This is a genomic window from Acidocella sp. C78, from assembly GCF_907164655.1.
The window spans coordinates 302,309-321,306 of record NZ_CAJQZK010000060.1 but is presented as its reverse complement, the minus strand read 5'-3'; the positions used below and the strand labels follow the sequence as shown (position 1 = coordinate 321,306).

The 18,998-nt window shown below is 64.4% G+C and carries 18 protein-coding genes; 14 read left to right on the top strand and 4 right to left on the bottom strand.

Going from position 1 to position 18,998, the window contains the following annotated elements:
• Positions 1–57 precede the first annotated feature (57 nt).
• Together greA and ACIDOCELLA78_RS82060 are read left to right on the top strand one after the other, a co-directional pair.
• Positions 58–531 (top strand): transcription elongation factor GreA, encoded by a 474-nt coding sequence (greA, locus tag ACIDOCELLA78_RS82065; protein ID WP_201727609.1) that lies wholly within the window; start codon positions 58–60, stop codon positions 529–531.
• Positions 532–535: 4 nt separating this feature from the next.
• Positions 536–1,732: a threonine ammonia-lyase gene (locus ACIDOCELLA78_RS82060; RefSeq protein ID WP_201727608.1), complete on the top strand. Its 1,197-nt coding sequence runs from the start codon at positions 536–538 to the stop codon at positions 1,730–1,732.
• A gap of 14 nt (positions 1,733–1,746) precedes the next feature.
• Here the strand turns inward: ACIDOCELLA78_RS82060 and ACIDOCELLA78_RS82055 are convergent, their stop codons facing one another.
• From ACIDOCELLA78_RS82055 to ACIDOCELLA78_RS82045, 3 genes are read right to left on the bottom strand one after another with little or no spacing between them, the layout of a single operon-like run.
• A complete protein-coding gene (locus ACIDOCELLA78_RS82055; RefSeq protein WP_201727607.1) occupies positions 1,747–2,952 on the bottom strand; it encodes an aminopeptidase in 1,206 nt (401 codons plus the stop codon).
• Entirely contained in the window at positions 2,949–3,752 is an 804-nt protein-coding gene (locus ACIDOCELLA78_RS82050; protein ID WP_201727606.1) for an MBL fold metallo-hydrolase, read from the bottom strand. Before ACIDOCELLA78_RS82050 ends, ACIDOCELLA78_RS82055 begins: the two co-directional genes overlap by 4 nt.
• Complete coding sequence (locus ACIDOCELLA78_RS82045; RefSeq protein ID WP_201727605.1) at positions 3,749–4,522, bottom strand: TatD family hydrolase; 774 nt, start codon at positions 4,520–4,522, stop codon at positions 3,749–3,751. The genes ACIDOCELLA78_RS82050 and ACIDOCELLA78_RS82045 overlap by 4 nt, the downstream gene beginning before the upstream one ends.
• 96 nt (positions 4,523–4,618) lie before the next feature.
• Between ACIDOCELLA78_RS82045 and gpmI the strand changes: the two genes are divergently transcribed.
• From gpmI to ACIDOCELLA78_RS82000, 9 genes are all read left to right on the top strand, one after another.
• A complete protein-coding gene (gpmI, locus tag ACIDOCELLA78_RS82040) occupies positions 4,619–6,136 on the top strand; it encodes a 2,3-bisphosphoglycerate-independent phosphoglycerate mutase (protein ID WP_201727604.1) in 1,518 nt (505 codons plus the stop codon).
• Positions 6,136–7,329 (top strand): murein hydrolase activator EnvC, encoded by a 1,194-nt coding sequence (locus tag ACIDOCELLA78_RS82035; protein WP_201727603.1) that lies wholly within the window; start codon positions 6,136–6,138, stop codon positions 7,327–7,329. Before gpmI ends, ACIDOCELLA78_RS82035 begins: the two co-directional genes overlap by 1 nt.
• A gap of 72 nt (positions 7,330–7,401) precedes the next feature.
• Entirely contained in the window at positions 7,402–8,760 is a 1,359-nt protein-coding gene (locus ACIDOCELLA78_RS82030; RefSeq protein WP_201727602.1) for a S41 family peptidase, read from the top strand.
• Between the two features lie 3 nt (positions 8,761–8,763).
• Positions 8,764–9,468 carry a divergent polysaccharide deacetylase family protein gene (locus tag ACIDOCELLA78_RS82025; RefSeq protein ID WP_283770799.1) on the top strand — a complete coding sequence of 235 codons (705 nt, stop codon included), beginning with the start codon at positions 8,764–8,766 and terminating at the stop codon, positions 9,466–9,468.
• A gap of 38 nt (positions 9,469–9,506) precedes the next feature.
• Complete coding sequence (locus tag ACIDOCELLA78_RS82020) at positions 9,507–9,719, top strand: divergent polysaccharide deacetylase family protein (protein WP_283770798.1); 213 nt, start codon at positions 9,507–9,509, stop codon at positions 9,717–9,719.
• Entirely contained in the window at positions 9,716–10,210 is a 495-nt protein-coding gene (locus ACIDOCELLA78_RS82015; protein ID WP_201727601.1) for an RNA pyrophosphohydrolase, read from the top strand. Before ACIDOCELLA78_RS82020 ends, ACIDOCELLA78_RS82015 begins: the two co-directional genes overlap by 4 nt.
• Before the next feature lie 2 nt (positions 10,211–10,212).
• The gene (locus ACIDOCELLA78_RS82010; RefSeq protein ID WP_201727600.1) at positions 10,213–10,878 is read left to right on the top strand and encodes a dienelactone hydrolase family protein; all 666 of its coding nucleotides are present in this window, start codon (positions 10,213–10,215) and stop codon (positions 10,876–10,878) included.
• Between the two features lie 72 nt (positions 10,879–10,950).
• Positions 10,951–12,513 carry a glutamine-hydrolyzing GMP synthase gene (guaA, locus tag ACIDOCELLA78_RS82005; RefSeq protein WP_201727599.1) on the top strand — a complete coding sequence of 521 codons (1,563 nt, stop codon included), beginning with the start codon at positions 10,951–10,953 and terminating at the stop codon, positions 12,511–12,513.
• 293 nt (positions 12,514–12,806) lie between these two features.
• Positions 12,807–14,063, top strand: coding sequence for a tyrosine-type recombinase/integrase (locus ACIDOCELLA78_RS82000; RefSeq protein ID WP_201727598.1), 1,257 nt, complete (start codon positions 12,807–12,809; stop codon positions 14,061–14,063).
• Here the strand turns inward: ACIDOCELLA78_RS82000 and ACIDOCELLA78_RS81995 are convergent.
• Positions 14,017–14,325, bottom strand: a complete 309-nt coding sequence (locus ACIDOCELLA78_RS81995) for an AlpA family transcriptional regulator (RefSeq protein ID WP_249674934.1) — start codon at positions 14,323–14,325, stop codon at positions 14,017–14,019. The two genes, ACIDOCELLA78_RS82000 and ACIDOCELLA78_RS81995, sit on opposite strands and share 47 nt — an antisense overlap.
• 262 nt (positions 14,326–14,587) lie before the next feature.
• Between ACIDOCELLA78_RS81995 and mads1 the strand changes: the two genes are divergently transcribed.
• Genes mads1 through ACIDOCELLA78_RS81980 form a run of 3 tightly spaced genes read left to right on the top strand, consistent with a single transcriptional unit; the run spans position 14,588 to position 18,981 of the window.
• On the top strand, positions 14,588–14,782 hold the full coding sequence (gene mads1 / locus ACIDOCELLA78_RS81990) for a methylation-associated defense system helix-turn-helix domain-containing protein MAD1 (protein ID WP_201727597.1): 195 nt from the start codon (positions 14,588–14,590) through the stop codon (positions 14,780–14,782).
• A complete protein-coding gene (brxF, locus tag ACIDOCELLA78_RS81985) occupies positions 14,783–15,295 on the top strand; it encodes a BREX-3 system P-loop-containing protein BrxF (protein ID WP_201727596.1) in 513 nt (170 codons plus the stop codon).
• The gene (locus tag ACIDOCELLA78_RS81980) at positions 15,292–18,981 is read left to right on the top strand and encodes a DUF6079 family protein (RefSeq protein ID WP_201727595.1); all 3,690 of its coding nucleotides are present in this window, start codon (positions 15,292–15,294) and stop codon (positions 18,979–18,981) included. Before brxF ends, ACIDOCELLA78_RS81980 begins: the two co-directional genes overlap by 4 nt.
• Positions 18,982–18,998 lie beyond the last annotated feature (17 nt).

Below are 18,998 nucleotides of genomic sequence, written 5' to 3'. Positions count from 1 at the left end.
CGCGCATTTTTCGCTCATCCCCCTGTCGGATGGCTTAACCTGACTGAAGGAACTGCCGTGCAAAAATTCCCGATGACCGGGCCCGGACTGCAGAATCTCGAAACCGAGCTGCGCCACCTCAAGTCCGAGGAGCGGCCGGCGATCATTCGGGCGATTGCCGAGGCCCGCAGCCACGGCGACCTGTCGGAAAACGCGGAATACCATTCCGCGCGCGAGCGCCAGTCCTTCATCGAAGGGCGGATCGCCGAACTCGAGGAGATCATCTCCGCCGCCGAGGTGATCGATCCGTCCACCCTGTCGGGCGACACGATCAAGTTTGGCGCCCATGTCGAACTCGTCGACGAGGAGTCCGACAAGGAGGTCACCTACCAGATCGTCGGCGTTCACGAGGCGGACATCAAGGCCGGGCGGATTTCCGTGACCTCGCCCCTGGCCAAATCGCTGATCGGCAAGAAGCCGGGAGACACCGTCTCGGTGCCGGCTCCCGGCGGCGACCGCAGCTACGAGATCCTCGCCGTCCGGTTCGGCTGAAGCCTTGGTCACCCTCGCCGATATCGAGGCGGCGGCCGGCCGGATCGCCGACGCGGTGCTGCGCACCCCGCTGGTGCGCGCGGATGCCCTTTCGCGCGCGACCGGCGCCGACATCCATCTCAAGCTTGAAAACCTCCAGGCGACCGGCGCCTTCAAGGAACGGGGAGCCGCGAACCGCATCGCCCTGCTGACGGCGGCCGAGCGCAAATCCGGCGTGATCGCGATGTCGGCCGGCAACCACGCCCAGGCTGTGGCGCGCCACGCCCAGCTCGCCGGCATCCGCGCCACCATCGTGATGCCGCGCTTCACCCCGACCACCAAGGTCACCCGCACCCGGGCCTGGGGCGCGCAGGTCGTGCTGCACGGCGAAACCCTCGCCGAGGCCGCCGCCCACGCCCACGAACTCGCCGCCCGCGAGGGGCTGGTCTTCGTCCACCCCTATGACGACGCCGACGTGATCGCCGGCCAGGGCACGCTCGCCCTCGAAATCCTCCAGGATCTGCCGGACCTCGACGCGCTGGTGATCCCGACCGGCGGCGGCGGGTTCATCGCCGGCTGCGCCGTGGCAACGCGGGCGCTGCGGCCGGAGGTCGAGATCCTCGGCGTCGAGGTCGAAAGCTATGCCGGCTTCGCCCAGGCGCTCGCGGGGCAGGAAATCAAGGTTGGCGGCGCCACCATCGCCGAGGGCATCGCCGTGCGCGATATCGGCCAGTTGCCGCTCGCGCTGCTGAAGGAACAAAAAGTTGAGGTTCTGGTCGTGCCGGAAGCCGCGGTCGAACAGGCGATCGCGATGCTGGCCGAGAGCGGCAAGATCGTCGCCGAAGGCGCCGGCGCCGCCGCCCTCGCCGCGGTGCTCACCTTCCCGCAGCGCTTCGCTGGCCGCCGGCTCGCCCTGCCGATCTGCGGCGGCAATATCGACACCCGCGTCCTTGCCAACACGCTGCTGCGCAACCTGATGCGCGATGGGCGGATCGTGAAGGTGCTGATGGAAATCCCCGACCGTCCCGGCGTGCTGGCCGACATCGCCGCCCGCATCGGCGATCAGGGCGGCAACATCATCGAAGTCGTCCACCAGCGCCAGTTCGCCTCGCCGACCGTCCAGGCCGCGCATCTCGAAGTGATGTTCGAGGCGCGCGACGCTGCCCATGGCCGCTCGATCACCGAGGCGCTGGAAGCCGCCTACACCGTCCGCCGGCTCTGAGCGCCGGCCGGCGCTCAGATCACGAACGCGCCGGCGCGCATCACCGGCGTGACCGAGCCGTCGGCGTTCAAGCCATCGACATCCATCAGCGCCGAGCCGATCATCCAGTCGACATGGATGAGGCTTTCGTTGGCGCCGCGCCCGGCATCGCACCCGCCCTCCATGTTGAGCGCCAGCGCCTGGCCGAGCGCTATGTGACTGGCCGCGTTCTCGTCGAACAGCGTGTTGCGGAAGATCACCCCCGAACGCGATACCGGGGAAGCATCCGGCACCAGCGCCACCTCGCCGAGGCGGCTCGCCCCCTCGTCGGTCGCGATCAGGGCGCGGAACACGTCCTCGCCCCGCTTCGCCTTCGCCTCGACGATCCTTCCCGCCTCGAACCGCACCTCGATGTCCTCGATCAGCGCACCGCCATGCACGAGCGGCTTGCTCGCCCGCACCGTGCCGTTCACCCGGTCGCGATGCGGCATGGTGAAGACTTCCTCGGTCGGCATGTTCGGCATGCAGGCCGTGCCATCCTTCGATGTCGCGGACCCGCCCGCCCAGAGATGCCCGTCGGCGAGGCCGACTTCCAGGTCGGTGCCGGGGCCACTGAAGCGCAGCGCGGCGAAGCGGCGGGCGTTCAGCACGTCGCACCGCGCACGCAAGGTCGCGACATGAGCGTGCCAGGCGGCGACCGGATCGGCCTCGTTGATGCGGCTGACCTCGAAAATGGCATCCCACAGACGCGCGACCGGGTCGGGATCGTCGGGGAAGACCGATTTCGCCCAGCCCGGCGTGGCGAAGGACAGGATCGACCAATTGGTGGCGAAACTGCTGATCAGGCTGCGCACCGGCTTCATCGCCCGCGCCATCGCGCGCTGAGCGCGGCCGATCCGCGCCGGGTCGCAATCGGCGAGCAGCATCGGGTCGGTGCCGACCACGGTCAGCATCGCCGCCCCCTCGCCGATCGACTTGGCGACCCCTTCGTACAGCCAGGCCGGGGCGAAATCGAAACTGTCCTCGCTCGCCTCGCGGAACCGGGCGCGCTGGATCATATCGTCGGCGAAGAAGGGAATCACCAGCGCCGCGCCGGCGCGATAGGCATGGGTCGCGATCCGGTCGACCAGGTCGCGCGCCTCGATCGGCGCATTGACGATCAGCTCCTGGCCCGTCTGCACATTGACGCCGATCCGGACGGCGACCTCGGCCAGCCGGTCGAGCTTCTCTTCATGCGTCATGGCGCGTCTCCCTCGATGATCATGCCGTCAAAGGCGGGCTCGAAGCCGGCGGGCAGCGTGTCGCACAGCGTGCGGTAATCCATGTCGAGTCCCATATGGGTGAGTATGGTGCGGCGCGGCCGCAGCGCTTTCGCCCAGTCGATCACCTGACCGAGATAGGCGTGGGTGGGATGTGGTCCTCGCTTTGTAAAGCAATCCACGATCCAGGTGTCCACGCCCTCAAGCAGGGCGAACTGGTCGGGCGTGAAGCGCACCACGTCCGGACAGTAGGCGACAGTACCGACGCGCAGCCCGAGCGAGGGAATAAACCCGTGATCCTGGCGGATGAAGCGCACCGGCAGGCCGGCGATGGTCCGCGTTTCACCCGCGAGGATCGTGTGCGTCTGCAAAACCGGGCGGAAGAAGCCGGGCGGCTCCCAGGGGCGGAACGCGTAGTCGAACCGCTGGCGCAGTTCCACCCAGGTGCGCTCGTCGGTATAGGCGTCGATCGGAGTGCCGCGGAGGCGGTTGAGGATGCGGATGTCGTCGAGCCCGGCAATATGGTCCGCATGCGAATGGGTGAAGATCACCGCGTCGATCCGGTCAATCCGCTGTTCGGTCAGCTGCACGCGGATTTCCGGCGCGGTATCGACGAGGATTCGCTGCCCATCTTCGGCGGTGAACACCACGCTGGCGCGCGTGCGGCGGTTGCGCGGCTCCGCCGGGTCGCATTGCCCCCAATCGCCAGCCCCGTCCGGGCCGCCGATCTGCGGTATCCCGGCCGAGCCGCCAGTGCCGAGCAGCGTGAGCGTGAACCTCATGAAGCCTTGGCGAACAGGTGGTTGAAATTGGCGGTGGTGAGATCGGCGAGTTCGGCCATCCCCATGCCCTTCACCTCGGCCAGCACCTTGGCGGTGTGGACGGTATGCGCCGGCTCGTTGCGCTTGCCGCGGAACGGCACCGGGGCGAGATAGGGCGAGTCGGTTTCCACCAGCAGCCGCTCGCGCGGAATATCGCGCGCGATCTCACGCAGCTCGGCCGATTTCGGAAAGGTGAGAATGCCGGAGAAAGAGAAGAAACCGCCAATCGCCAGCGCCCGCTCGGCCAGCTTCCGGCCCGACGAGAAGCAGTGAAGCAGAAAGGCGAAAGGCGCCTTCGCGTGCTCGTCCTCCAGCATGGTGGCGATGTCGTCATCCGCGTCGCGGGCATGGATGGCGAGCGGCAGGCCGGTCATTTGCGCCGCGCGGATATGGGCGCGGAAATTCTCCGCCTGAACCGCGCGCGGCGCCTTGTCGTAGAAATAGTCGAGCCCGGATTCGCCGATGCCGATCACCCGTGGATGCAGCGTCATCTCGGCGATTGTCTCCGGGCTGGGCACGCCCGCCTCGCCGCCGGCATTGTGCGGATGCACACCGATGCAGGCGAACACGCTGGGATCGCTCTCGGCGATGGCGATCGCGGTTTCCGACTGGCGCAGCGAGGTGCCGATGGTCACCATGCGTTCCACCCCGGCCTCATGCGCGCGAGCAATGACGGCGGGGCGCTCGGCCTCGGTGAAGTAGTCGAGATGGCAATGAGAATCGATCAGCATTCGCCCTATATAAAGGTGCCGGCGCCGGATCGGAACCGCGCTTGACCCGCGCAAGCGCCTCGGTCCATCTGCGGGCGGCAGATGAGGGAGAATGCGATGACCAGGCCGGTGATGCTGACGATACTCGACGGGTTCGGCTGGCGCGAGGATCGCGCGGACAACGCCGTGGCCCAGGCGAACACGCCGCATTTCGACCGTCTCTGGCGGGAATCGCCGCACGCCTTCCTCAACGCCTGCGGCCGCGATGTCGGCCTGCCCGAGGGGCAGATCGGCAATTCCGAAGTGGGCCACACCAATATCGGCGCGGGCCGGGTGGTGATGCAGGAACTGCCCCGGATCGACAGCGCGATCGAGGACGGTTCGCTCGCCGAGAACGCCGATCTGCGCCGCTTCATCGACGCGCTGCGCGAATCGGGCGGTGCCTGCCACTTGCTTGGCCTGGTCTCCCCCGGCGGCGTGCATGCGCATCAGCGCCACATCGCCGCCCTCGCCGGCGCGGTCGCGCAGGCCGGGATTCCCGTCTTCGTCCACGCCATCACCGACGGGCGGGACACGGCGCCGGAAAGCGCGCCGGACTGCCTCGCCTGGCTGGGCGGCGCGCTGCCGAAAGGGGCGGAGATCGCCACAGTAATCGGCCGCTATTACGCCATGGATCGCGACAACCGCTGGGAGCGGGTCCGCCTCGCCTTCGACCTGTTCACCGAAGGCAAGGGCAACCACGCCGACGATCCCGCCGAAGCGGTGAGGGCGAGCCATGCGGGCGGCGTGACGGACGAGTTCGTCAAACCGGTCGTGATCGGCGGCTATCAGGGCATGCGCGACGGCGACGGCCTGTTCTGCGCCAATTTCCGTGCCGACCGCGTGCGCGAGATCCTCTCCGCCCTGCTCGATCCGGGCTTCGATGGCTTCGATCACGCCCGGCACATCCGCTTCGCCGCCGCCCTCGGCATGGTGACCTACTCCGATGAGCTTGCGCATTTCATGCACACACTGTTCCCGCCGCAGCGGATGGACGATCTGCTCGGCGAGGTAGTCGCCCGCGCCGGCAAGCGCCAGCTGCGCGCGGCGGAAACCGAGAAATATCCTCACGTCACCTACTTCCTGAACGGCGGGCGGGAAACGCCGTTCGAGGGCGAGGAACGCATCCTCGTCGCCTCGCCCAAGGTCGCGACCTACGACCTGCAGCCGGAAATGTCGGCGCCGGAACTGACCGACAAGGTCGTCGCCGCCATCGACTCCGGCCGCTTCGACCTCATCGTCCTCAACTTCGCCAACCCCGACATGGTCGGCCACACCGGCTCGCTCCCCGCCGCGATCAAGGCGGTGGAGGCGGTCGATGCCGGACTCGGCCGAATCGAGGCGGCGATCCGCGCCCAGGGCGGGACGATGATCGTCACCGCCGATCACGGGAATTGCGAGATGATGCGCGACCCCGAAACCGGCGGCCCGCACACCGCGCACACGCTCAACCGCGTGCCGGTGCTGCTGGCCGGCGGGCCGGCGGCGGCGAAGCTGCATGATGGCCGCCTTGCCGACCTCGCGCCCACGCTTCTCGCCCTGCTTGGGATTCCCCAACCGGAGGCGATGACCGGGCGGAGCCTGATCGGCGCCTGATGCCTTTGGCCGCGCGCCGCCGTTCCGCGACCGCCGCGCTGTTGGCCGCGATACTTGCTGCCGGCACAGCGCGGGCTGATCAGCTGGGCACGGCCCGAAACCGTCTCGATCAGGCGAACGCGGCGGCGCAACGCCATCGCGCCGCGGCAGCCGCGGCGGCCAGGGCGGAAGCCGCCGCGGCGGCGCGGCGGCAGGGACTGCTGACCCAGGAAATCGCTGCGAATGCCGCCTTGCGGGCCGCCGAAGACAAGACCGCCGAGATCGTCAGCCGGCTGGCCGATCTGGCGACCAAAACAGAGGCGGCGCGAGCGGACATCGAGGCATCGTCCGCAGCCATCGCACCCTTGCTGCCAATCATCATCAGACTCGCGCGGCGGCCAGCGGCAACCCTCATTGCCGCCGGTTCGGCGCCGGGCAAGGCCGCCGAAGGCGCCCTGGCAATGCAGGGAATGACCCGGCAGATCGCCGCCCGGGCGCGCTCCCTGCAGGCGGCACAGCAGCGCTACACGGCATTGTCCCTGCAACTTCAAGATCAAAAGACCCGGCTGGTCGCGGCCATCGCACGGCAGAAGGCCGGCGATGCGGCATTGCAGGCGGCCATCGCGGCTACCACCGCGGCAGAAACCCGGGCTGGGCGCCGCCGTTATGCGGAAGCCCGGCAGGCGGCCAAGGCCGCAAGCCAGGCACATGACCTCGTCGGCGTGATCAACCGCCTCAAGCAGGCCCGCGCCGCGGCTGCCCAGGCCGCGGCCGCCCGCGCAGCCGCCGCGCGAATCTCGCCTTCGGTGCCGCCGAAAATCCTCGCGAACGCCCCCGTCGCTGGCCGGCTGATCCGCGCTTTTGCCAGCGCCACGGCGACCGGCCCGGCAACCGGCGACACCTTCGCCGCATCACCCGGCGCCGTGGTCAGCGCGCCTTGCGGCGGCGGCGTGGTGTTCGCGCGTCCCTTCGCGAGTTATGGTAAGCTGATGATCATAGACTGCGGGGCTGGATACGATTTCGTGATGGCGGGGTTCGAGCGGTTCGATGTATCGGTAGGCCAGCATGTCGAGCCCGGCCAGCCGGTTGGTCGCATGCCGGCATTCGACGCGCACAACCCCGGAAATCAGCCGCGGCTTTATGTCGAGTTGCGGCATGACGGAAAGGCAGTCGATCCGGCTGAGCGCATCGGTGCCGGAACAGCGAACCGCTGACCCGCCCATTTCCGGCTATGGACTTCCGGGCCAGCCGCACTATTGGTGAGAGATACGATGAGGATGGCGTAGATGAAGCTCAGGACCTCCCTGTTGATCATGGCGACCTTTACGGCGGGGGTCGGCGTTGGAATGGTGGATCCGGTTATCCACGGCGCAGTCGCCGGTACACCGCAGAACGACGAAACCTATCGCCAGCTTGGCCTGTTCGAAAATATTTTCCAGCGGATCAAGGCCGACTACGTCGTGCCGGAATCATCGAAAAAACTGGTCTATAACGCGATGAACGGAATGCTGAGCGGGCTCGACCCGCACAGCGCCTACATGAACGCCCGCCAGTACAAGGACATGACCGCCGAGACATCGGGCCAGTTCGGCGGTCTCGGGATCGAGGTTTCCGAGGCGGGCGGATTCATCAAGGTGATCAGCCCGATCGATGGCACGCCGGCCGCCAAGGCGGGCATAAAGCCCGGCGACCTGATCGTCGCGATCGACGGCAAGCCGATGATCGGCATGACGCTGGACAAGGCGGTCAATCGCATGCGGGGCCCGGCGGGCAGCAAGATCGAACTCACGATCAAGCGTGCGGGCGTCGACAAGCCTGTCCACGTCACCCTGACTCGCGCGATCATTCACGTCCAGGCGGTCAAGACCGCGCTCTACGGCGATGTCGGCTACCTGCGCCTCGCCAGCTTCTCCGAGAACGCGAACCGCGACATCCGCCGCGGCGTGGCCAAGCTGAAGGCCGAAGGCCACGGCAAGGTGAATGCCTATATCCTCGATCTGCGCAACAATCCCGGCGGCCTGCTCGACCAGGGCATCGCCGTGGCCGATGATTTCCTCAATACCGGCGAAATCGTGTCCACCCATGGCCGCCATCAGTCCGACGACCAGGTCTGGTACGCGCATGACGGCGACATCACCGGCGGCAAGCCGATCGTCGTGCTGGTGAATTCCGGCACCGCCTCGGCCGCTGAAATCGTCAGCGCGGCCTTGCAGCAGAACCGCCGCGCGGTGGTGATGGGAACCCGCACCTTCGGCAAGGGCTCGGTGCAGACCATCTTCACCATTCCTGGCCATGGCGCGCTGCGGATGACCACCGCGCTCTATTACACACCCTCCGGCAAGTCGCTCCAAGATTACGGCGTCGAACCCGATCTCGTCGTGCATGAAACGAACAATCCGAAGGATCATTTCCCGAAGATCCGTGAATCGAACATGCCGCACGCCTTCCGCAATCCTTCGGGCCTGAAGGCGCCGATCCTGCCGCCCAAGCTGGTGCTGCCAGCGGTTGCGAAAACGATCGCGGCGCGGCCACCGGTGGGCTGGCCCAAACTCGAGCTGAAAAAGCCGGGAACCGACTATCAGTTGCAGATGGCTCTGAAGCTCGTCCGCGCCATGGCGGCGCCGAAGAGCGGCACGACGCACTGACCAATGCGCGCGATCCGAATCGCGCGCTCGGTCGGGCGTTTCTGGGCGGGCACTGGCCTTGCGACTGTCATCGGTGGCGCGATACTGGCCGCACTGGGGCCGCCGCAGCCGGCAAAGCCGGCCCGGCCCGAGCTGGTGCGACATCTCTATCATGGGGCCATCCCGCCGCCCAACCCGAAACTGCTGGTGGCATCCCCGGCCAATCCGGCATGGATGATCCCGCGGCAATCCGGCAAGACCAAGCCGATGGCGTATTACGCGGCCCCGGCCCATCTTTCCAACGGGCTGCATCGCGTGGCCATTCTCGTCGGCGGTATCGGTGAGGCGCTCAAGCCCAGCCTCGATGCCGTTACGTCGCTGCCGCCCTCGGTTTCGCTGGCGCTCACGCCCTATGGCCCCCATGCGCAAGACGTGGCGGCGGCAGCGCGCAAGGCGGGGCACGAGACGCTGCTTGGGCTGCCGATGGAGACGAGCCGGGAACCTACCGTGACCGAGGGCGACGAGGCCCTGCACGGCAGCGAGCTTGATTCGGTCAACCAGAGGCGGCTTGACTGGGCACTTTCCCGCGCGGCCGGCTACGCAGGCGTCACCGACGAAATCGGGATGACGACCGATGAGACATTCCTGTCTCAGGCCATGAACAGCCAGTGGCTCGGCAAGCATCTGCAAACCACTGGCCTGTTCATGGTGACCGCATCGAGGGGGTAAAACTCCCGCCCGGCATCCCTGGCCGTCGAGCGGATGTGGTGATCCATCCCGAGATGAGCGGAGCGGACCAGTTGCAGTCCCTGAACCAGCTGGCGGGTGTCGCCGTCGTTCAGGGCAGCGCTCTCGGCGTCATTTCGTCGCCGACGGCAAGCGATATCGACATCCTGACGAAATGGTGCGCCGGCCTGAAGGCGCAGGGGCTGGTTCTCGTGCCGGTGAGCGCCCTGATCGCGCCGCGGAAGACAAAATGACGGAGACAACCACCCTGCCCTACCGGCACAATGTCGGCGCCGCGGTGTTCAACCGTGCCGGTCGGGTGCTGGTCGCCCGCCGGGCCGATCTCGGCCGCGATGCCGCCTATCAGTGGCAGCTGCCCCAGGGCGGCATTGACGAAGGCGAAGATCCCGCTGCCGCCGTGCTGCGCGAGCTGGACGAGGAGATCGGCACCGCGGCGGTCGAGGTTATCGGCGAAATCGGGGATTGGCTCAGCTACGACTTTCCGCCTGAAGTGGTGGCGAAATTCGGCGCCCGGCATCGTGGCCAGAAGCAATGGTGGTTCGCGCTGCGGTTTGTCGGCAGCGACGAGATGATCCGCCTCGACGCCCACAGGCATCCCGAATTCGATGAATGGCGCTGGATCGAGCTTTCCGATATCCCCGCGTTGGCAGTGCCGTTCAAACGGCCAATCTATGAGCGCCTCGCGCGGGATTTCGCGCGGTTCGCCAAAACGGACGGAGCATGATGATGGGTGAGATGATCAACCTGACCGCCTCTTGCGGACACAAATTCCAGGCCTACGCCGCTGGCGACACCGCGGCGCGGCGTGGCATCGTGATCGTGCAGGAAATCTTTGGCGTGAATTCGCACATGCGGCAGATTTCGGATCACCTGGCCTCGTTCGGCTACCGCGTCATCACTCCGGCGCTGTTCGACCGGGTCGAGCGCGGCGTCGAACTCGGCTACGACGCTGAAGGACGCGACAAGGGCCTCGCCCTGCGCGCGGAAATCACGGAAGAGGCCGTGATGCGCGATATCGAAGCCTCGGCCGCGGCCCTTTCACCGCGACCCACCGGGATCATCGGCTATTGCTGGGGCGGCACAATCGCCTGGTGGGGCGCCACGCGGAGCAAGAGCTTCAAGGCCGCGATCGGCTGGTATGGCGGCGGCATCGCGGCCACGCGGTCGGAAAAGCCGAATTGCCCGGTGCAGCTGCATTTCGGCGCCGAGGACAAGGGCATTCCGCTCGCGGATGTCGAGTTGATCCGCAAGGCGCAGCCGGATGTCGGGATTTTCGTCTACCCGGGAGCGGAGCACGGCTTCGGTTGTCACGACCGCCCCAGCTTCAACCCCCGCGCCAACGAGATCGCCGAGCATCGCAGCCTCGCCTTCTTCGCCGAACACGTCGCCTGACGAGCGGCAGCCGTGAGCGCCGCGCGGCCCGGAGGGATTGAACCCGGCCGCGTGGCGTGCTGTTGAGGCGTCATGTCCGACGCATCCTCCGCAGACCGCATCCTCATCCTCGATTTCGGCAGCCAGGTGACGCAGCTGATCGCGCGACGCCTGCGCGAGACCGGCGTCTATTGCGAAATCTGGCCCTTCGACGCCGACCCGGCGCGCATGGCGGCCTTCGCACCTAAGGGCATCATCCTCTCCGGTGGCCCGGCGAGCGTCATCGAGGCGGTCGCGCCCAAACCCGCCGCCGGGGTTTTCGGGGCCGGCGTGCCGGTGCTCGGCATCTGCTATGGCGAGCAGGCGATCTGCGATGCGCTGGGCGGCGCGGTGGAAGGGTCTGACCATCGCGAGTTCGGCCGCGCCTTCATCGACATCGTCGAAGACTGCGCGCTGTTCGAGGGTGTCTGGGCCAAAGGCCAACGCGCCCAGGTCTGGATGAGCCATGGCGACCGGGTAACGGCGCTGCCGCCCGGCTTCCGCGCCGTGGCGGTGAGCGAAGGCGCCCCCTTCGCCGCCATCGCCGACGATGCGCGGCGAATCTACGGCGTGCAGTTCCACCCCGAAGTCGTCCACACGCCGGACGGCGCCCGCCTGCTCGCGAATTTCGCGCACAAGGTCTGCGGCCTTGCGGGCGGCTGGACGATGGCGAATTTCCGCGAAACCGCGCGCGATGCGATCCGCGCCCAGGTCGGCGCCGGGCGGGTCATCTGCGGGCTGTCCGGCGGCGTCGATTCCTCGGTCGCGGCGGCGCTGATCCACGAGGCGATCGGCGAGCAGCTTGTGTGCATCTTCGTCGACCATGGCCTGCTCCGCGCCGGCGAGGCGGACGAGGTCGTGCGCGTCTTCCGTGATCGTTTCAACATCCGGCTTGTGCATCGCGACGCGTCGGACCTCTTCTTCGCAGCCCTTGAGGGCGTTTCCGATCCGGAGGTGAAGCGCAAGACGATCGGCCGCCTGTTCATCGAGGTGTTCGAGGAAGAGGCGCAGAAGCTCGGCGGCGCGGATTTCCTCGCCCAGGGCACGCTGTATCCGGATGTGATCGAAAGCGTCTCCGCACGCGGCGGGCCCAGCGCCGTCATCAAGTCGCACCACAATGTCGGCGGCCTGCCCGAACGGATGCGGATGAAACTGGTCGAGCCGCTGCGCGAACTCTTCAAGGACGAGGTCCGTGAACTTGGCCGCGAGCTTGGCCTGCCCGAAACCATCGTCGGCCGCCATCCCTTCCCCGGCCCCGGCCTTGCGATCCGCATTCCCGGTCCGGTCGATCGCGACAAGGTGCGCATCCTGCAGAAGGCGGATGCGATCTATCTTGAGGAAATCCGCAACGCCGGCTTGTATGACGCGATCTGGCAGGCCTTCGTGGCCCTGCTCCCGGTGCGCAGCGTCGGCGTGATGGGCGACGGCCGCACCTACGACTTCGCCTGCGCCCTGCGCGCAGTCACCAGCACCGATGGCATGACCGCGGACGTGTATCCGTTCGACATGAATTTCCTCACCCGGGTTGCAGGACGGATCGTGAACGAGGTTCGCGGCATCAATCGCGTTACCTACGACATCACTAGCAAACCACCCGGCACAATCGAGTGGGAATGATTTAGGGCCTTTCGGCGGCATCCGCCAACAATCGAAAAATCGCACTAAACCACTGAAATAAATAAAAATACCTGTCAGGATCAATCGCCGTCATTTTGGAGGCAGCGCTCCAATTTGACGGCATCTCTGACGGTATCATCACCTCTTGCTCACGTCCAAAACTCGCGATACCGTCAACCCGTTGAGGTCGTTTGACGGTATTTTTTTCCTCGTAAGTCACTGATAAAAAGGGGGAAATAGAAAATACAGCCGTCAAAAAAGGCCTGACGGTATTTTTCTCAGAGGTGAGAGCGATGCTGACGGACGTGGCCCTTAAGAACCTGAAATCTAAAGAGAAACCGTATAAGGTGGCAGATCGCGACGGCATGTACGTCGTCGTCGCACCGTCAGGAACGGTCACTTTCAGGCTCGACTATCGGCTGAACGGTCGGCGCGAGACCGTCACTTTCGGCCAGTACGGCCCCGCCGAGTTATCCCTGGCCCGCGCCCGTGAGATGACGATCGATGCGCGGCGCTCGATCATGGAGGGTAATTCCCCCGCCCACGAAAAACAGCGTGCGAAACGGCGGATCAAAGAGGCGAAGAGCTTCGGCGAATTTGGGGAGAGGTGGCTTTCCACGGCGACGATGGCCGACAGCACCCGTGCGATGCGCCGAGCCATTTTCGAACGGGAGCTGGTCCCGACCTGCAAAAATCGCCTTCTGCACGAGATCACGCCTGATGATCTGCGAGCGCTTTGCGCGAAGATCGTCGAACGCGGCGCGCCGGCGACGGCCATCCATGTCCGCGACATCATCAAACAGATTTACGGCTTTGCGATTTTGCACGGGGAGAAGGTTGCCAATCCGGCCGACGAAGTCGGGCCGGCGTCGATCGCCACCTTTGTGGCAAAGGACCGATCGCTGTCTCCGACTGAGATACGCATCATGCTCAAGCAGCTTGAACATGTGGCCACGCTTCCTACGATCCGACTTGGGATGCGCCTGTTCCTCCTCACCATGGTGCGCAAGAGCGAGCTGCAGGACGCAACCTGGGACGAAGTGGATTTCGAGAATGCCGTCTGGAGCATCCCCAAAGAACGGATGAAGAGGTCCAAGGCCCACAACGTCTATCTGTCTCGGCAAACCCTCGACATCATGATCGCGCTGAAAACCTGTGCCGGGAATTCCCGCTACCTGCTGCCGTCGCGCTATGACGCCGATGCCCCGATGTCGCGGGCGACGTTCAATCGGATCACATATGCCGTTGTGGAGCGCGCGAAATCCGAGGGGTTACCCTTGGAGCCCTTCACCGTTCACGACCTGCGCAGGACCGGCTCCACGCTTTTGAACGAGATCGGCTTCAACAGTGACTGGATCGAAAAGTGCCTAGCGCATGAGGACGGCCGGTCGTCTCGCGGCGTCTACAACAAGGCGGAATACGAACCTCAGCGGCGGCACATGATGCAGGAGTGGGCGGATATCATCGACGCCTGGGTGGCGGGACGAAAACATCTCCCTGTTCTCATTCCGCCGTCGATGCCGATGCTGGTTCCTGACCCGGCGCTTTGACGGGGCGGCTTCGGCGCTTGCGGACGTCCGGGTGAGGCGCGCGCCGCGTCGAGGCGCTTTCCGTGGCCCGTCGGCGGTCGGCCAGCCAGGCTTCCACTTCGCTGAGATCCCAGACCACGCATCGGGTGGTGAGGGCAAAGCGGCGGGGGAATTCGCCACGCTGCTCCATCTCGTAGATGGTCGAGTCGGCAAGCGGCACGATCTGGCGCAGCTCGCCGCGGCGGATGGTCCGTTTGATGGATTGCTCGATCATCGCGGCCATGACGGTGTCTCCTTGATTGGCGTCTGATGCCAATGGAAACCGATAGTCGCTGATCATGGGAAGCGTTGAGTTGGCCGCGTAGTGCCGGGTGCGGCTCTGGCGTAGGAATCGGACGGTTGGCCGTCGGTGGAGACAACGCTCAACGAGCGACGGAAGCAAATTCGACTTTTTGCGGAGGGGTAAATCCCGCCAATCCAAAGCCTAGCATCTTTTGCTAAACTCTGGCAGGTTCTGCCATCCGTTCTGATGAGAGGGCCGGTCTATGCCGGACGAGATTCTAACGCTGCCCGAGGTCGCCATCTTGTTGAAGGTCGCTGAAAAGACGGTCTACACGATGGCCCAGAAGGCTCAGCTTCCGGCCTTCAAAGTCCGCGGTCAGTGGCGATTCAAGCGTGTCGACCTCGATCGGTGGATCGAGCAACAGAAGGCCGCGTCTCGCAGCGAGGGAGGAAGCTGAATGCCCACGCCCCTCGCATCACAGATTCAGGAAGTGCTGCCACGAACAAGGGACGCCTACTACAAGCTCGTTTTGGCGGTCGGGCCTGCCAGATCAGGAAAGACTGCAATGCTGACCGAGCTGGCGGCCCAGCACAGTTGGCCGCGCGTCAATGTCAATCTGCGACTTTCAGAACGGCTTCTTGAATTGACGCATCGTCAACGAGCCACGCGCGTCGCAAATATTCTCGACGATATGGTTCGATCGGAACAATCAGATGTGGTCCTGCTCGACAATATCGAGATGCTCTTCGCCGAGGAATTGGCGCAGGACCCACTTCGGCTTTTGCAATTTCTGTCGCGGAACAGAGCGATAATAGCCGCTTGGCCAGGCGGTTTCGATGGGGCGTGCCTCACCTATGCGGAGCCAGGCCATCCGGAGGCGCGCAGATATCAGACACCCCAAGCGGTGATCGTCAACGCCGGTGACAGCGATCAGGCCGAAGCGGAAACGCGCGGGGAGGAGATGGCATGAAGTATTCGGACCTCATTCAATTTGAACCGATTGAAACGGTCGTTCAGCTTCGCGAAGCGGATTCTGCGACAGACGCCCGCAGATTGGTTGAGACGTTCGTGATTTCTGACCGTATGGCCGAGCTGCTCGGGGAGTTGGTTTTTCCCCAATTGCAGTTCACTAAGCCGGCCGACAACAAGGGAATCCTTGTCGTCGGCAACTACGGAACGGGTAAATCTCACTTGATGGCCGTTGTATCGGCGATCGCTGAACATCCGGACCTCGCCGCACGGCTAACCAATCAAAAGGTTGCTCAGCAGGCCGCCGAAATAGCTGGCCGCTTTCGTGTGATCCGTGCCGAGATTGGGTCCACTACCATGTCACTGCGCGACATCGTTTGCTCAGTTTTGGAGGACGGCCTGAGTGGGCTGGGTGTTACCTACGAGTTTCCCTCCACCGATGACCGTCACGAAAACAAGTCTGCCTTCGAGGAGATGATGGCGGCGTTTCAGGCCGTTCATCCCGACCGCGGCCTGATCCTCGTTCTCGATGAACTGCTCGATTATCTGCGGTCGCGAGCCGATCAGGCGCTGAGCCTCGACCTCTCGTTCCTGCGAGAGCTTGGCGAGGTCTGCAAGGGGTCGCGGTTCCGCTTTATTGCCGGCGTCCAGGAGAGCCTGTTCGACAATCCGCGGTTCCAATTCGTGGCAGACACTCTGCGACGCGTGAAGGATCGGTTCGAGCAAGTTCGCATCGCCCGCGACGACGTCGCGTTCGTCGTCGCCGAGCGAATCCTCAAAAAGGATGCCAAGCAGCAGGCGTTGATCCGCGAGCATCTGAAGCAGTTCGCGCCCCTGTATGGCTCAATGAACGAACGGATGGAGGAATTCGTCCGCCTGTTCCCGATCCACCCTGCCTATCTCGACACGTTTGAGCGCGTTTATGTGGCCGAGAAGCGTGAGGTGCTGAAGACACTTAGCGCCGCCATTCGGCGCATCATCGACAACGACGTTCCGAAGAATGACACCGGGCTCATTGCCTACGATTCATACTGGGGTGTGCTCCGGGACAACCCGTCATTCCGATCCGATCCCGCCATCAAAGAAGTCATCGATCGCAGCGGCGTGCTCGATGCGCGCGTCCAGCAGGCGTTCACCCGGCCGCAATACAAGGCCGCCGCTATCCGGATCGTTCACGCGCTTTCCGTCCATCGCCTGACGACGGCCGATATCTATGCGCCGATTGGAGCCACGGCTGAGGAGCTGAGAGACGATCTTTGCCTCATGCTGCCGGTGCCAGAGAAGGACGCCGAGTTTCTGCGAACGCTCGTCGAAACCGTTTTAAAGGAGCTTCTTCGTACGGTCAGTGGCCAGTTTCTCAGCTTCAACAAGGAGAACGGCCAGTATTTTCTTGATCTGAAGAAGGATGTCGATTTCGACTCTCTCATCGAAAAGCGTGCAGAGACCCTCGGCGACGCGCAACTTGATCGATATTATTTTGACGCGCTGCGGCGAGTTGTTCTCGAAGATCCTGATGCTCCGCCCTATGTCACCGGCTATCGCATCTGGGAACACGAGATCGAGTGGCGGGAACGGCGTGCCGGCCGCAGCGGCTACCTGTTCTTCGGGGCTCCCAATGAGCGCTCGACGGCGCAACCCGCTCGCGATTTCTATCTATATTTCCTGCAGCCGTTCGATGCGCCGTACTTCAAGGATGAGAAAAAGGCAGACGAGGTCTTCTTCAAACTGAAGGACCGAGACGATGCGTTCGAACGCGCTCTTCGTCTGTATGCCGGCGCGCGGGAACAGGCTGCCGCTGCTTCGGGCAGCAACAAGAAGATCTATGAAGACAAGGCAACGGATCAGCTCCGCGCACTGACAGCCTGGTTGCGCGAGCATGTACCGACCGCCGTCGAAGTCGTGCATCAGGGGCGATCAAAGACGTTACTGGAGGTCGTTCGTGGCAAGCTGCCGCCGAACGCGACGGTAAGAGACTACGTCAACACTGCCGGTTCGGCGTTGCTGGCGCCGCATTTCGCGGATAAGAGCCCTGAGTACCCGATATTCAGCGTGCTGGTCACGCGCCAGAACCGCGATCAGGCCGCGCAGGAAGCGCTGCGTTGGATTGCCGGTGGCGTGAAGAGCAAACAGGGCTCGGCGATTCTGGACGCGCTGGAGCTGCTGGACGGCGAAACGCTGAAGCCGCGCAATTCGCGCTATGGCAAGAACGTGCTCGACGTTTTGAGCCAAAAAGGCCAAGGCCAGGTGCTCAATCGGTCCGAATTGATCGCCTCGGAGTCCGGCGTCGATTATTGGACCAAGTTTCGGATCGAGCCGGAATTTCTAAGTGTGGTTCTAGCCGCCTTGGTCCATAGCGGGGACATCGTCCTCAGCCTTGCCGGGAAAAAGATCGACGCGGCTGGCATCGACCAGTTCGCAAAGATCGGAATCGGAGAGGTCACCGAATTCAAGCACATCGATCGCCCGCGGGACCTGCCGCTCGGGCCGCTCCAGGATCTGTGCGATCTTCTCGACGTGCCAAAGGGGCTCATCGTCAATCCCGCAAACCGGGACGACGGAGTAGCCAAAGTTCAGCAGCGGGCGGCCGAGCTTCTCGGGAAGGTGGTCGCCTCACAGGCGCGCGTTGCAGAGCTGGTCTTTTGGGGCCGACCGATCCTGTCGGAGCAGGAGCAGAAGGATTGGAAGGATCGGCTCGGAAGTCTCAAGGGCTTCCTTGAATCCCTGCAGCCGTTCAACACGTCCGGGAAGCTGAAAAACTTCCCGCATGATTCCGCCGCTGTGTTGGGTCAGAAGCCGGCGATAGAGCTGGCTCGCGAGGTCGACGAGCTCGGCGTTCTCCTGCAGCAGACCAGTCCACTGACATCATATCTGGGCAAAGCAGAGGCGCTGTTGGATGCCAGCCATCCCTGGCAGGACACGGTGCGGACCGTTCGCGCCGATCTGACAGCCAAGATTGCCAGCCCGAAACAGCGTTCGGAGTCGGATTTCAAAAGGCTTCTCACTCAGACGTTGGGAGATCTGAAGTCGAAGTATCAGGATGCCTATCTGGCGGCGCATGAGCGTGCGCGCCTGGGCGCCAACGACGATAAGCGGAAGGCCGGCCTCGCGAAGGATTCGCGTCTGGCGCAGCTTCAGAAAATCGCCGGCGTGGACATGATGCCAACGCAGCAGCTGCGGGATTTCGAAAACCGGCTGTTTGCCCTGAAGACCTGTTTCCAGCTTAGCCGTCCAGACCTCGACAGCGATCCGCTTTGCCCGCATTGCGGCTTCCGGCCAGGGGAAGAGCCTGCTGGTGGCGCGACCTCGAAGAAGACTCTGACGGACCTGGACGGGGTGCTGGATGCGTTGGTTCGCGGCTGGACGGACACGCTCCGTTCCAACCTCGAAGATCCCACAGTGTCTGCAAATATTGAACTTGTCAGCGATGCCGCCGGCAAGGGAGAACTCCAGAGCTTTCTCAAGAGCAAGCAGCTTCCTGATCCAGTGAACCCAGCCTTTTTGAAGGCTTTGCAGGAGGTGCTGAGCGGGTTGCAGAAGGTGACGTTCGGCAACGCGGCACTTCAAGTGGCCCTGTCCGAGGGGGGGCTACCGTGCACCGTCGGGGATCTTCGCGAGCGGTTTGACCGCTACGTCGCCACTCTCACCAAGGGCAAGGACCTTTCGAAAGTCCGCGTGGTGATCGAATGAAGCTATCTCGATCCGCT

What these genes read in the sequence shown, in the direction of transcription:
- gpmI (WP_201727604.1), top strand. Translation starts at nt 4,619, where the DNA reads ATGACCAGGCCGGTGATGCTGACGATACTCGACGGGTTCGGCTGGCGC.
- ACIDOCELLA78_RS81980 (WP_201727595.1), top strand. Translation starts at nt 15,292, where the DNA reads ATGAAGTATTCGGACCTCATTCAATTTGAACCGATTGAAACGGTCGTT.
- ACIDOCELLA78_RS82015 (WP_201727601.1), top strand. Translation starts at nt 9,716, where the DNA reads ATGACGGAGACAACCACCCTGCCCTACCGGCACAATGTCGGCGCCGCG.
- ACIDOCELLA78_RS81995 (WP_249674934.1), bottom strand. Translation starts at nt 14,325, where the DNA reads ATGGCCGCGATGATCGAGCAATCCATCAAACGGACCATCCGCCGCGGC.
- ACIDOCELLA78_RS82010 (WP_201727600.1), top strand. Translation starts at nt 10,213, where the DNA reads ATGGGTGAGATGATCAACCTGACCGCCTCTTGCGGACACAAATTCCAG.
- ACIDOCELLA78_RS82050 (WP_201727606.1), bottom strand. Translation starts at nt 3,752, where the DNA reads ATGAGGTTCACGCTCACGCTGCTCGGCACTGGCGGCTCGGCCGGGATA.
- guaA (WP_201727599.1), top strand. Translation starts at nt 10,951, where the DNA reads ATGTCCGACGCATCCTCCGCAGACCGCATCCTCATCCTCGATTTCGGC.
- ACIDOCELLA78_RS82045 (WP_201727605.1), bottom strand. Translation starts at nt 4,522, where the DNA reads ATGCTGATCGATTCTCATTGCCATCTCGACTACTTCACCGAGGCCGAG.
- ACIDOCELLA78_RS82055 (WP_201727607.1), bottom strand. Translation starts at nt 2,952, where the DNA reads ATGACGCATGAAGAGAAGCTCGACCGGCTGGCCGAGGTCGCCGTCCGG.
- brxF (WP_201727596.1), top strand. Translation starts at nt 14,783, where the DNA reads ATGCCCACGCCCCTCGCATCACAGATTCAGGAAGTGCTGCCACGAACA.
- ACIDOCELLA78_RS82035 (WP_201727603.1), top strand. Translation starts at nt 6,136, where the DNA reads ATGCCTTTGGCCGCGCGCCGCCGTTCCGCGACCGCCGCGCTGTTGGCC.
- ACIDOCELLA78_RS82000 (WP_201727598.1), top strand. Translation starts at nt 12,807, where the DNA reads ATGCTGACGGACGTGGCCCTTAAGAACCTGAAATCTAAAGAGAAACCG.
- ACIDOCELLA78_RS82025 (WP_283770799.1), top strand. Translation starts at nt 8,764, where the DNA reads ATGCGCGCGATCCGAATCGCGCGCTCGGTCGGGCGTTTCTGGGCGGGC.
- mads1 (WP_201727597.1), top strand. Translation starts at nt 14,588, where the DNA reads ATGCCGGACGAGATTCTAACGCTGCCCGAGGTCGCCATCTTGTTGAAG.
- ACIDOCELLA78_RS82030 (WP_201727602.1), top strand. Translation starts at nt 7,402, where the DNA reads ATGAAGCTCAGGACCTCCCTGTTGATCATGGCGACCTTTACGGCGGGG.